We start from the raw sequence: 13,451 nt of genomic DNA on the forward strand, positions 1-13,451 counted from the left end.
AATTTCATTCAAAAACACAATATATATAAGTGGTCATTTCATACTTACATTGCTTTTTATCGAATTCCAAAAAGGAGCTGTATACTATGGATAAAGAAAACCTATTAAGCCAGCAGGTTAATAGCATCCCCTCAGATGCTCTGAATACCCCTAGTAAGGAACAAGAACAACTGTTAGAAACATCATCTCAAAACGTACAAAATTCCAACAACAATGCTAACAAAAAAGATGTTACTCAAGGTCTACCTGGAAAAGATTCCCTCATTTTGATGAAGAATACAAATTTATAGTTATTTACTATCATACGCAGTAAATGCTCTTGCTGAACTAATTCTTCTACAGAAACTAATACGCATTCCAGATAATTTTTCACCCGTTGTAACATAGAAAAAGAGATTTAGATATAAAAACAGGCTCTGAAAAAACTTTCCCCACAACAAAAAAAGGATGGCATAAGCCATCCTTTTTTCCATCATCAACTATAAAATTATAGTTTGATTACGTTTTTAGCTTGAGGTCCACGGTTACCTTCTTCGATTTCGAAGCTAACTTTTTGGCCTTCTTCTAGAGATTTGAAACCTTCAGTTTCGATTGCAGAGAAGTGTACGAATACGTCGTTTTCGCCTGGAACTTCGATGAAACCGAAGCCTTTTTCGTTGTTAAACCATTTTACTTGTCCTGTTACTGCCATGATTATTTCCTCCTAAGAAAATACAAATTTAATTTTTTTAGTCTTCCTGTCTAAAAAAAGAATCCACACATTATCAAATACGAAACATAAACTAGTTCTCACATACTTTTTCTCGTTCGTTTTCAGCACTTGATAACATATGGATTGCTTAATTTAACTATTCAACTGACATCATCATAGCACATTAAAATAAAATGTACAATCTTTTTCTAAAATGGAATTTCTAATTTTTAGTATTTCTTATAAAATATAATTATCTCTATTCCAAATAAGGAGGAATTTATGAACAACAAAATTCCTAGAAAAACATTAAAAAGAATCGAAGAGGATATTGAAAATAATAATCTTGGAAAAGCAAGAGATAGATTGCATGGCCTCATCTTTACATACCCAAATGAATTACATCTTCGAAAACAACTCGGAGATATTTATTATACATTACAATATCCAGAAATGGCTGGACGTTACTGGTATCTAGAGAAACATAAAACAGACATTATGCATGAATCATGTTTATTATTTGAAAAATCAATGGGAAATAATCCTCATCATATTGCACGTGCTTTAAAGTTTAAAGGCGATTCTAACCATTTAAAAGGTTTGTATAAAGATCAACCTTTATCTTCAGTGCAGAAGAAAGTAGCAGAGGAGTTAATTTATGAGTATAAAGAAACATGGCAAGATAAGCTAGTTCCTTTTGGCTGTCTAGCATTCCTTGCTTGCCTTCTCTTTTCTGCCATTGTTGGTCTATTCACTATTTGGAATTGGATTTTTTAATTATAGGGGGAATTTTCACATGTCAAACTACGATAACGAAGAAAAGCTAACAGGCGGAAACGTTTCGAACGTATATCGTTCTGAAAATACTGTTCGTCGAGAATTAAAGCCAGATAGCGCAAAGATCCATAAGCTATTACAACACTTAGAAAACAAAGGATTTCATTATGCTCCAAAGTTTTTAGGTGTAGATGAAAAAGATAGAGAGATTTTATCCTTTATTGAAGGAGAAGCTGGCAATTATCCTTTAAAAGAATATATGCGATCTAATGATGTATTAAAAGAAATCGCAAAGATGCTCCGCCTTTACCATGATGCTGTAAGTGATTTTCCGTTATTAGATGATTGGAAACCGATGGATCACACGCCAAATAACATTGAGGTTTTATGTCACAATGATTTTGCCATATATAACATTATTTTCAATAATGAGAAACCAGTAGGGATTATTGATTTCGATGTTGCTGCTCCTGGTCCAAGACTATGGGATATCGCTTATACACTTTATACTTGTGTGCCTTTAAGTAGAGTGTATTATACAGAATCTGGTGAAGCCATTCATTATGAATCATCGCAACATGCAGATCGTATTAAAGAAAAAGTGAAGTTGTTTGTTCAATCCTATGGTAAAAATATGGGTGAAGATTACTTAGGAATGGTGTTGCTTCGTTTAGAAGGGTTATGTACATATATGAAAAGAAAAGCTCAAGAGGGCGATATTAACTTCCAAAGAATGATTGATGAAGGACATCTAGAGCATTATGAAAAAGATATAAAGTTTATTCGCGAGCATAGAGGGGATTGGATCTGATAAACATATGACGATATTGTCATTTCGTGTCGGTAAGTTAGTATAATTTCCTTTACTCTCGCATCAATTACAAAATAACAAGGGGCACCCTTCAAAAAGGTGCCCTTCCTTTTATTTCGTAAACTGTGCTTCTTCTGTAGATCCTTTTAACGCTGTCGTTGATGAAGTTCCGCCTGTAATTACTTGTGCAACTTCATCAAAGTAACCTGTTCCTACTTCGCGTTGATGACGTGTTGCAGAGTAGCCATGTTTTTCAGCTGCGAATTCTGCTTGTTGTAGTTCAGAGTATGCTGCCATGCCGCGCTCTTTATAGCCACGTGCTAGTTCAAACATACCGTAATTTAATGAATGGAATCCAGCAAGCGTTACGAATTGGAACTTATAACCGTAAGATGCGATTTCCTTTTGGAAGCTCGCAATTGTTTTTTCATCTAGTTTTTGTTTCCAGTTAAATGACGGAGAGCAGTTGTAAGCAAGTAGCTTTCCCGGATGCTCCTTATGAATTGCGTCCGCAAATCGTTTTGCATCTTCTAAATTTGGTTCCGACGTTTCACACCAAACGAGGTCTGCATACGGTGCATACGCTAAACCGCGCGCAATTGCTTGATCAAGACCTGCATTCGTACGGTAAAATCCTTCTGGTGTTCTTTCTCCTGTAATAAATGCTTTATCAACAGGATCGATATCGCTCGTAATTAAATCAGCTGCATCTGCATCTGTTCTTGCAACGATAATTGTCGGCACTCCCATTACATCTGCTGCAAGGCGTGCAGAAATTAAATTGCGTACTGCTGTTTGCGTTGGTAGTAGTACTTTTCCGCCTAAATGGCCACATTTTTTCTCTGAAGATAATTGATCTTCAAAATGCACACCTGATGCACCTGCTTCAATCATACCTTTCATCAGTTCGAATACGTTTAATTGTCCACCAAATCCAGCTTCTGCATCTGCTACAATCGGTACGAAATAGTCTGTATCATCGCTTCCTTCCATATGCTGAATTTGATCCGCACGTTGAAGTGTTTGATTAATTCGTTTCACTACAGCAGGTACGCTGTTCGCTGGATATAAACTTTGGTCTGGATACATATGTCCAGAAAGGTTTGCATCAGCTGCTACTTGCCAACCACTTAAGTAAATCGCTTTTAACCCAGCTTTTACTTGTTGCATCGCTTGGTTTCCTGTTAATGCGCCAAGTGCGTTAATATAGTCTTCTGTATGAAGCGATGTCCAAAGCTTCTCAGCACCGCGGCGCGCTAATGTATGTTCAATATCAATCGATCCGCGCAGGCGAATTACATCTTCTGCCGAATATGGACGTGTGATCCCTTTCCAACGCTCATCTAATTCCCAGCTCTCTTGTAATTTCTCGATTCTTTCGTTTTTCATTTGTTCCATCCCCTTTTCATTTTTTATAAAATTTCATAACCCGGTAATGTTAAAAATGGTACGAATTCATCATTTCGAACGAGATTTGTAAACAACGTTGTCGCTTCTTGGAATCTCCCTTTCTTAAAGGCTTCCTTACCAATCTCTTTTTCTATTTTTGCTAATTCTTCTTCTTTTAACTCTTCCATTAATTCAAGCGTAATATTACGACCATCATTTAGTTTTCCACCTTCATGACGAATCCATTGCCATACTTGCGCTCTTGAAATTTCAGCAGTTGCCGCATCTTCCATTAAGTTATAAATGGGTGCTGCTCCCCGTCCGCTTAACCAAGATGCAATATATTGAATACCTACGCTAATATTCATGCGAAGGCCCTCTTCTGTAATCGTTCCCACCGGTACCTCTAGTAAATTGTTTTCTGTTACACATATTTCTTCACGTTTTCTAAAAATTTGATTCGGTGTTTTCATAATGTGATTAAATACTTCCATTGCAACCGGTACAAGTCCAGGGTGGGCAACCCAAGTCCCGTCATGACCATCTAAAGCTTCGCGCTCCTTATCAGCACGCACTTTTTCAAAAGCTGCTTCATTTGCTTCTGGATTATTTTTAATCGGAATTTGTGCCGCCATTCCTCCAATTGCTGGTGCATTACGGCGGTGACATGTTTGAATTACTTTCAAAGAATACGAACGCATAAATGGCGCCGTCATCGTAACTTGCGCTCTATCTGGTAGTAAGAATTTATTATGATTACGGAAACTCTTTAAAAAGCTAAAAATATAATCCCATCTTCCGCAGTTTAAGCCAGCAGAATGATCTTTTAGCTCATACAAAATTTCATCCATTTCAAACGAAGCGTGAATCGTTTCCAGTAACACAGTTGCTTTAATCGTTCCATTTGGAATGCCGATATATTTTTGAGCAAATACGAATACATCATTCCATAATCTCGCTTCTAAATAACTTTCCATTTTTGGTAAGTAAAAGTATGGGCCGCTCCCTTTTGCTAAAAGAGCTTTCGCATTATGGAAAAAGTACAAGCCGAAATCTACTAAGCTACCCGACATATTTTTCCCATCAACTTGCATATGCTTTTCCTCTAAATGCCATCCTCTTGGACGTACAATGAGTACAGCTGTTTTCTCATTTAATCTATATTCTTTCCCTTTATCATTTTCATGTGAAATCGTTCCCTTTACTGCATCTCGTAAGTTGATTTGACCTTCAACTGCATTTTCCCAAGTTGGTGAATTCGAATCTTCAAAATCCGCCATAAAAAGATGCGCTCCTGAATTTAAAGCGTTAATGACCATCTTTCTATCTACCGGTCCAGTAATCTCTACGCGGCGGTCCCCTAAGTCTTTTGGCAGCTTGGCAATTGTCCAATCCGCTTCACGTATGTGTTTTGTTTCTTCTAGAAACTTCGGAAACTCCCCTGCATCAATTCTCTTTTGTTTTTCTACACGTTTTTGTAAAAGTTCTATGCGGCGCTCATTAAAATTCTCATGTAGTTCCTTCAAAAAACTAAGCACCTCAGGTGTCAATATTTCGTTGTACGCTGGTAACATTTCTCCAACGAGTGTAACCCGTGAAGTTTGCGTCGACATATTAGCATCCCCTTCTTAAACTGTTTTATAACAGATTTGATTTCATGTTTTATATTATATAACAAATCTTCAGAAAAGGAAGTTTTTTTTGAAAATTCATTTCGTTTTTTTTCAAAATGCCATTCTTTCGCACTTTACTTCATACAAAAAAGGTCGCTGTTATACAACAACGACCTTTTTTGTATTATTTTTAAATTTCACTTTGACTAGTTAAACTTTATTACTGCCCTTGTTCCATATCATGCAATATTGCTCTATGTAAAAACTGTGCATATTGTTCTCTTGTTACCTTCATAGACGGACCGAATTTACCTTCTCCGATTCCCATTGTAATACCATTTGTTTGTATTGCACTAATTGCATTGGTTGCCCATGAATTTGCTGAAACATCATTAAAGTTATGAGATCCCTTCGCCTGTAAGTCAAAAGCATTCGTAAGAACTTGTGCCATTTCCGCACGCGTTAACGTCGCCTTCGGTCTAAAGTTTCCATTCTCGTCTCCCTGGAAAATTCCGATTTCCGTTAAAGCCAATATCTCCTCGATAAAGCTTGTTGAATTTTCATCGATATCTCCATATGGGTTTTCGTATTCATCTTGTTCTTCCATATCAAACACACGGTAAATTAAAGCTGCAACTTGCTCACGTGTTACATTATCCCCAAAACCAAATATTCCATCGCCATATCCCAAAATAATTTCTTGTTCCGCTAATTCATGAATTGCCTCATATGCCCAATGTCCTTTTGGTACATCTTTAAATACAATTGTATTTGTTTTTTGCAACGGTGCACTTTCCGCTTTTACACTGTTACTCTCTGCTGAGAATAACACCCCACCCATAATTGTTAATGCTGTAGCTGTTTTTAATAATTTTTTGCTCATCAAATTATCTCCCCAATATGTATATGTTTTTTTAAAAATATACAGAATAAATGGTATAGTGACAATATATTTTCCGACACATTTCGTGACGGTTTTGTGAATCATATTACACATCATGTCTTTTTCATCGGATTGATTATAAAGCTTGTGTATAACCATAAAAATACATAAATACGAATAATAATTCTTTTTTAAACAAACAAAAAAGCACAAATATTTCTATTTGTGCTTTCATATTTCACTCTACTTCCAATCCTCTTTCAAATGATAATTAATAATCGCATTATTAATAAACTGAGCATATTGTTCTCTAGGTACAGGGCGATTTAATTCATACATGCCATTCCCAGTTCCTCTCACAACATTATTAGATTGTAACGCACTAATTGCATCTTCTGCCCAGTGGCCTTTTGGAATATCTTTAAATGTATGTTTTTGTTTCATTTCAAAATTAAATGCTCGTTTTAAAATGACAGCCATTTCCGCTCTAGAGATTGGTGCTTTCGGCCTAAAATCCCCTTGGCCATCCCCTGTAAAAACACCACGTTTTGTTAACGCCAAAATTTCCTTTTTAAAAGTTGTTGTACTATCAGAAACATCTTTATATGGATTCGCTACTGGCCCTTCTTCTTTTATCTCAAGTGTTCTGTAAATAGTCCCAGCTACTTGTTCACGTGTTATAAGATCGCCAACACCATACTTCCCGTTTCCATACCCTAATATAATTTTATGATATGCTAAATCCATAATAGCGTCATATGCCCAAAATCCGTATGGAACATCTTCAAACACAATCATTTGTGGATACTCTTCCGCTTTTACAGGCGTCACATTCGTCCCTGCAAATATACCTCCTGCCATTGTCGCAATCATCATTACACCCAATATTTTTTTCTTCATTGTCCTCTCTCCCTATTTCATTCAAATAAAATGAATTTCATTGTTTCAGGAGTACTCTTTTTTGGTGAATGTAAGATAAAATGCAAATCTTCTAGAAGAAATATTTCCACTACCTTTCTGCTTTATGCCTCCTTCTTTCTTTTTCAAAAAGGAAGTTGTCACATCTAAGGTGTTATATACTAAAACATTCTACAATTTCTTTATAAACTCCTTTTCACTTTACAACTTCCCTTTATTGGCGCGTAAAGGAGATACCTAATGACGGTTACTATATTCATGATTTATATTTCAGAGGTAGCATTCCCCTTCACTGATAACTCGCCTTCTCTTCCCTTGCGAAAAGTTAGTGCCATCCCTACAAATATAAGGATAATCCCTATTACTTGCATCTAAATCCGGTCTAATAGTTTGGCAACAGCAGGATCTAAAAACACTAATACAGAAATAATTCTCGTCGATAAATCTCTTAAACTGTCAAAAAATAAGTAATATACAAATCTAGTATGTATAAGTCCTGTAGCTGTAATCATCGTCTTGAAAATGCCGGAAATCTACGAATAGTAGTAATAAAAAAAGCATCCTTTTTTATTAAAAGAGGATGCTTTTTTTATATTTATTAACACTCAAATATGCTACTACTTTTGAAGAGTAAATTGGGCAACTATTTGTTTTAATTTTCCTGCTGCGCTATGCATATGTTCAATTGAAACCGAAATCTCTTGAACAGATTTTTCTTGCTGTTGAATAGACTCTTTTACCCTATCAGTTCGATCAGATGATCTTTGGGAAATTTGAGCCATGTCTTCTGCAGAAGCCGAGATTTCCTCACTACTCGCTGCAATTTCATCTGTAGACATAGATACCGTTTGAATTTGCTCAGATACTTGCTGTACTTTTTCTGTAATTGTTCCAAATACTTTTTCTGTATGCATTACTACTTGTGTACCTGCCTGTACCTCATTATCTACTTTCCCCATCATATCTACTGTATGGTTCGTTGTTCCCATAACTTGAGTAATAAGATTCTCAATTTGTTTTGCAGAATCACTAGATTGTTCTGCTAATTTCCGCACTTCATCTGCCACAATTGCAAATCCTCTACCACTTTCTCCAGCACGCGCAGCCTCAATTGCGGCGTTTAATGCTAATAAGTTAATCTGAGAGGTAATGCCTTGCATAACATCAATGATTTTAACAATTTCTTCTGATTGTTCTTTCATAGTCTCTACTTGTTTAACACCACTATGTACCGAATTTTGGATTGTATCCATCTGTTGAATCATTTGTTTCATTAATTTGTTACCACTCTCTGCATCTAATGCTGATTGAGCAGACAATTCATTTACAGAGGATGATGTATTGACTATACTCTGCATTCCTTGTGTCAACTCTTCCATCGCACCCGCAGTTTGTTCCATTGCTTGCATTTGACTCTCTGCACCATTTGCAACTTCTTCAATATCCATAGTGATTTTCTTCGCTGCACTACTAGATACTTCTGATGCAGATGCTACTCCGTCTGCATGTTGGAATAAAAGCTGAATATTATTCTCTACTTCTTGCATATTTGTTCTTAGCCCTGCAATCATCTCGTTAAAATTACTTACTAATACACCTAATTCATCCTTAGCAGTATAATCACCATGTACGGTTAAATCTCCTTCTTTCGCACTTTCCATCATACGACTAACCGTTTGTAAAGGAGCAACTATAAGCTTGCTAATAATATAACTTACTATACATATAACGATTGTAGTAACTACTACAAGAATGATAAAGGTAATAACGGATCGATCAATCATTTTTTGAGAATCTTTAAACACTTGATCAGCTAAGTTTGAAACATACGATTCTAGATCCACTGCATAACCAGCCAACTCTATTCCCTTCGGTTTTAATTCCTTCTGAAATTCATTTACCATTTGTGGCTCGTTTGTTGCCTTCGCCTTTTCAAACAATTTTTTATATGTATCTTTATAACTTGGCAAAGATTTCTTCATCTTCTGAAACAGTTCATCCTCTTGCTTACTTAAATTAAAACCATCATCATATTCTTTTAATAAAGAATCATATTTTTTAAGATCCTTTTCAATATTATCAATTATCCCCTCTTTATTTGCCACTTCATTTTGTGATGCCGTAATTAATTCTAGTAAATTATATTCTAGTGAATTTTGTGTACGAAGCATTCCTTCTAATAAAATTGCAGAATATTGATAATCATCTACTACAACCTCTGTATCGTGCTTAATCTTATTAATAGAATTAATTGCTACACTGCTCATAATTATCATACCTAAAACTGCTAATGAAATAAGCGCTAATAATTTATATTTCACTTTTAAATTTTGTAAAAAATACATTTTTTCACCTTTATTCCTTCATATATAGATTTTTAGAATTTTATAGCTTATTATTTACAAAATCACAGTAAAAAGCAATGATAAATATTCCCAATATAAAACTTATTTTTCTATAAAAAAAAGTAGCATAATAGCTACTCCTTTTTTCTTTGTTTCTCATATTGTTCAAACGTATGAATTCTTTCAAAAATTGGTGGGTGCGTGTATAAGAAAAACTTCACTAACGCAGGCGGATTTACTTGGCTTAAACTTGTTTTTGATAAATATTGAAAAGTTTTCACACCAGATTTCCCGTCCTTCGTCATATTTAAAGCATATTGATCTGCCGCTCTTTCTTCTATACGTGAAACATAGTTTGTTGCTGGTTGTGCTGCAAAAGAGAGTACAGAAGAAATTAAGAAAAATAAAGGTAAAATGGAGAAACATGCTACTTTTGAAATTTGCAATGTATCTCCCCATTTGCGAATACACATATTTATAATACGACTAATTAAAAACATACCTATAAACGATAGCAATACATAACTTGCAACGCCAAAATATATATGCTTCATAACATAATGCCCCATTTCATGGGCCATGATAAATAAAATCTCTTTATCTTTTAACTGCTTAAGCGTTGTATCCCACATTACAATACGGGCGTTAGGGCCAATTCCTGTTACGTAAGCATTTAATGCATTCGTTTTTTCTGACATATTTACTTCATATACGTGTTTAGCAGGAATATCCGCTTTGTCTGCTATTGCTAAAATTTTCGTTTCTAATTCTTTATTTTTCAGCGTCGAAAAGTCGTTATACAGTGGGTCGATAACGACAGGCTGTATGAATGTTAAAAAGATTGTAAATGGAACAGAGAGCGCCCACCCTGCTAGCCACCATCTCTTCGGAAATTTACGGATAAGCCATAATAGAACGGTAACTACGATTAACATAGTCGCATAACTTTCCCAAAAACCGATAACATGATCTTTAATCCAGCTTTGTGTGCTTTGCGTTGAAATGCCGTAATCAACGGACACTTTCCGGCCAATCCATTGCATCGGTAAGGCAAGCACTGTTGTCAGTAATGATAAATAAAAGAAATAAATCGCAACTTGCAAAACACTTATTTTAGTCGTTTCCTTCGACCATTTCTCAAACTTTCTTGAAATACCTAGCACAAGTACAAATAATAAAATAATCCATTCAAGAGGCGTCGCTAAAAAGTATAGTAAATTTTTCACGCGCGAATAATCTTGGCTTAGCGTAAGCTCTCTCGCACTCATAAACGTTTCTGGATCTGCACTTGTTCCTTTATACATGTCCGGAATAAGTTCATGATTCCATCCAAATAAATACCAATATATAAGTAACGCAAATCCAACGTACAAAAAAAGCGACCAACCAATAACCTTCCTCACGCTATTCCCTCCTCTATGCTGCCTGTCTATTATTATTGTAAGTTCGTACACGCTAAATTAGAACAAGCTTATTATGCGAATTGCTCGAGATCCTTTTATTTACATAAAAAAACTCTTCTACACAAGAAGAGTTTTACCTATCTTTAAACACTTTCTTTAGTTCATAATCCGGAATAAGGATCGCACGTACAAACCAACACGTACCCTACTTGCTTTTTAGATAACATAAAAAGCCTCTTTAAGGAAGTACATCTATTAATAAATTAAAATCTTGTAAAGAGAAAGAACTATATTTCATAATACCCTGTACAGCTAAAAGTAAAACAAGACCGATCACACACATATAATTAACGCTTTCTTCATTCTTTTTTTCAGTAACCACTCCACCACTTATACATAAAATCCCTAGCAAATGAAGCGCTAAATACATGAAAAAGTAAGCTTCCTCCCAGCGCAAAATAACATTCACTGTCGTTATTAACACTAGACTAAGTAAAATCAAATAAAAAAATTTATTTGATGATATCGTTTCATTCATATAATTTTATACATCCCTTTCAAATTTCGAATTAATGATGTTTCAAAGCTATAAAGTAAATGATTGTTTTTATACCATAAAACAAAAGGAAAGCCACCATTACTTTCTCGAATACTTTATGAATCCACATATACTTCTCTTCATTCTTTCTGAAGATGCGCTTCATCATTTCTTCTACAATTAGACCAAATATTAGTAAAACCCCGAACACAATAAGAAGAGAAATAATATTTTCTTTTAAATGAGTACTAGAAAATAAGTAATACTCTGGAAACACAATCGTATCTACTACAGGTTGAAGCCAATGACAAACGCTTTTATCACACATATCTGTAATAGACGTGGAATCTATAATGTCTTTTAATATTTTTTCAACAGTCTTCTTCATCTCATTTACTCCCCACTACATCTGAAAAGCTCTTTTCCTGCTCTGCATATATAACTGGCACTTCTTTACTCCAATATTTGCGATTAACAAATAAAAAGATAAGTACTAAGTTTAATCCTGTTATAAAAATAATAAGTCCAGGAAAGAATGTCGTATAATTTGAGAAATCGGCAAAACTCATAATTTTTTCTCTACTTATTAAAAAAGACGCCCCCATTACAAATGCATTGTTTAACATATGTATTGCAATTGGCATGAGTAAACTTTTCGTACGAATATATATGAGCGACAATACGATGCTGAATATGGCTGCACCGAGGAAATCAACATGTAACAACGCAAACAATATTGCTACAACGATGGTCGCTATGCTCGTTCCCCATTTTGTTGCAAAACGTTGAAGTAAAAATCCGCGAAAAACAAACTCCCCGATAATTGGTGCGATGAATACGATCCTAATGACTTGATATACATATCCGCCAGTACTATCTATAATCGGTTCATGCAATGCATTCATAATAAAGTCCGGTGTAATCCATGCAAAACTATACATATACAAAATAAGATACCCGTAACTAAACATGCACAACATAACCGTAATGTATAAAACTTGCACCAAGTTAAATGTTTCATTTTTATTAACAAACAATGAAAATGAAATGCGATGCTTTCTATACTCATAAAAAATCCATACGATCGGAAGGATATAGAATATAAGGATATTTATAAAAGAAGAATTTTGTATATGAAATATACTTGTTAGCAAATCGCCACTACTTCTCGCTATTAAAATTAATAGTGCAAATACAATTAAAAAATATCTAGCTCGCATCACTTGAAACGGATTCACACTCATCTCCTCCCCTATGTTACTTTTATCATATCATTTGATTCTTAATTTTTTGAGAAAGAAAACCTTAAAATTCCCTTAAAAATTCCATAAGTTACAAAATGATGATATGATATTCGAGAAAATTAGGAGGGATTTTTATGTACCAAGCAAATATTTTACTTGTTGATGATGAAACAGCAATTTTACAATTACTAACTACCATTCTTGAAAAAGAAGGTTTTTCTCATATTACAACTGCAACATCAGCTGAAATAGCTTTATCTCTAACTAAGCAAAACAATTACGATTTAATTATTTTAGATGTAATGCTTCCTGGACAATCCGGTTTTGATATTTGTCCAATCATTCGCCAACAAACAGATTGTCCAATTTTCTTCCTATCAGCAAAAGCATCTGATTTAGATAAAATATCCGGATTTTCATACGGTGCGGATGATTATATTACGAAGCCCTTTAATCCATTAGAAGTAGTAGCACGTATGAAAGCACAGCTTCGGAGACATATGAAACAAACCGTACCACACGAACAAAAATCACACTCGATTTCATTTGGCAGATTTGAAATTGATCAGCACTCTGCAGAACTGACAGTGGATGGTCACATTGTCGAATGTTCCGCTCAACTCTTTCAACTACTACTCTTCTTTTGCGAGAATCCGAACTACGTATTTTCGAAAGAGGAAATATACGAAAAAGTTTGGGGAGCACCTGCCTATAATGGCGATGACAACACTGTTATGGTCCACATTCGAAAACTACGTGAAAAAATTGAACACGATCCAAGTAAACCAGAATATATAAAAACCGTTCGCGGGCTTGGTTATAAGTTCGTTACAAAGTAG

General features: G+C 34.9%; 14 protein-coding genes and 2 pseudogenes. 4 read left to right on the forward strand and 12 right to left on the reverse strand.

The genetic code is table 11. The features are described from left to right. Positions 1 to 86 precede the first annotated feature (86 nt). On the forward strand, positions 87 to 290 hold the full coding sequence (locus MR170_RS05620) for a hypothetical protein (protein WP_242307608.1): 204 nt from the start codon (positions 87 to 89) through the stop codon (positions 288 to 290). Between the two features lie 197 nt (positions 291 to 487). Here the strand turns inward: MR170_RS05620 and cspA are convergent, their stop codons facing one another. Further along, positions 488 to 691, reverse strand: coding sequence for an RNA chaperone/antiterminator CspA (cspA, locus tag MR170_RS05625; protein WP_000301522.1), 204 nt, complete (start codon positions 689 to 691; stop codon positions 488 to 490). Between the two features lie 282 nt (positions 692 to 973). Between cspA and MR170_RS05630 the strand changes: the two genes are divergently transcribed. Together MR170_RS05630 and MR170_RS05635 are read left to right on the forward strand one after the other, a co-directional pair. Next, complete coding sequence (locus tag MR170_RS05630; RefSeq protein ID WP_043936617.1) at positions 974 to 1,468, forward strand: DUF6584 family protein; 495 nt, start codon at positions 974 to 976, stop codon at positions 1,466 to 1,468. A gap of 19 nt (positions 1,469 to 1,487) precedes the next feature. Continuing rightward, positions 1,488 to 2,279, forward strand: coding sequence for a phosphotransferase (locus MR170_RS05635; protein ID WP_098629154.1), 792 nt, complete (start codon positions 1,488 to 1,490; stop codon positions 2,277 to 2,279). A 111-nt stretch (positions 2,280 to 2,390) separates the two neighbouring features. Here MR170_RS05635 and aceA read toward each other — a convergent pair whose 3' ends face one another. From aceA to MR170_RS05685, 11 genes and pseudogenes are all read right to left on the reverse strand, one after another. Further along, a complete protein-coding gene (gene aceA / locus MR170_RS05640) occupies positions 2,391 to 3,668 on the reverse strand; it encodes an isocitrate lyase (protein ID WP_000787346.1) in 1,278 nt (425 codons plus the stop codon). Positions 3,669 to 3,691: 23 nt separating this feature from the next. Further along, positions 3,692 to 5,281 (reverse strand): malate synthase A, encoded by a 1,590-nt coding sequence (gene aceB / locus MR170_RS05645; protein WP_242307611.1) that lies wholly within the window; start codon positions 5,279 to 5,281, stop codon positions 3,692 to 3,694. Positions 5,282 to 5,501: 220 nt separating this feature from the next. Next, positions 5,502 to 6,269 carry an S-layer homology domain-containing protein gene (locus MR170_RS05650; RefSeq protein ID WP_072939738.1) on the reverse strand — a complete coding sequence of 256 codons (768 nt, stop codon included), beginning with the start codon at positions 6,267 to 6,269 and terminating at the stop codon, positions 5,502 to 5,504. Between the two features lie 138 nt (positions 6,270 to 6,407). Further along, on the reverse strand, positions 6,408 to 7,064 hold the full coding sequence (locus MR170_RS05655) for an S-layer homology domain-containing protein (RefSeq protein WP_242307613.1): 657 nt from the start codon (positions 7,062 to 7,064) through the stop codon (positions 6,408 to 6,410). Positions 7,065 to 7,345: 281 nt separating this feature from the next. Beyond that, positions 7,346 to 7,640: pseudogene (locus tag MR170_RS05660) on the reverse strand (EamA family transporter); the annotation flags it as partial. A gap of 59 nt (positions 7,641 to 7,699) precedes the next feature. Continuing rightward, on the reverse strand, positions 7,700 to 8,653 hold the full coding sequence (locus MR170_RS32670; protein WP_411326795.1) for a methyl-accepting chemotaxis protein: 954 nt from the start codon (positions 8,651 to 8,653) through the stop codon (positions 7,700 to 7,702). Then, positions 8,648 to 9,427: pseudogene (locus tag MR170_RS32675) on the reverse strand (MCP four helix bundle domain-containing protein); the annotation flags it as partial. The gene MR170_RS32670 and the pseudogene MR170_RS32675, both read right to left, overlap by 6 nt. A 134-nt stretch (positions 9,428 to 9,561) precedes the next feature. Continuing rightward, the gene (locus MR170_RS05670; protein ID WP_001233317.1) at positions 9,562 to 10,830 is read right to left on the reverse strand and encodes a M48 family metallopeptidase; all 1,269 of its coding nucleotides are present in this window, start codon (positions 10,828 to 10,830) and stop codon (positions 9,562 to 9,564) included. A 238-nt stretch (positions 10,831 to 11,068) separates the two neighbouring features. Beyond that, positions 11,069 to 11,368: a DUF2101 family protein gene (locus MR170_RS05675; RefSeq protein WP_016082517.1), complete on the reverse strand. Its 300-nt coding sequence runs from the start codon at positions 11,366 to 11,368 to the stop codon at positions 11,069 to 11,071. 31 nt (positions 11,369 to 11,399) lie between these two features. Further along, entirely contained in the window at positions 11,400 to 11,756 is a 357-nt protein-coding gene (locus MR170_RS05680; protein WP_000754334.1) for a hypothetical protein, read from the reverse strand. A gap of 1 nt (position 11,757) precedes the next feature. After that, positions 11,758 to 12,606 carry a CPBP family intramembrane glutamic endopeptidase gene (locus MR170_RS05685; protein ID WP_242307623.1) on the reverse strand — a complete coding sequence of 283 codons (849 nt, stop codon included), beginning with the start codon at positions 12,604 to 12,606 and terminating at the stop codon, positions 11,758 to 11,760. Positions 12,607 to 12,746: 140 nt separating this feature from the next. Here MR170_RS05685 and MR170_RS05690 point away from each other — a divergent pair, with 140 nt between their 5' ends. After that, positions 12,747 to 13,451, forward strand: a complete 705-nt coding sequence (locus tag MR170_RS05690; RefSeq protein WP_029442109.1) for a response regulator transcription factor — start codon at positions 12,747 to 12,749, stop codon at positions 13,449 to 13,451.

It is taken from the genome of Bacillus cereus group sp. BfR-BA-01524, assembly GCF_022662595.1.
GTDB lineage: Bacteria > Bacillota > Bacilli > Bacillales > Bacillaceae_G > Bacillus_A > Bacillus_A thuringiensis_S.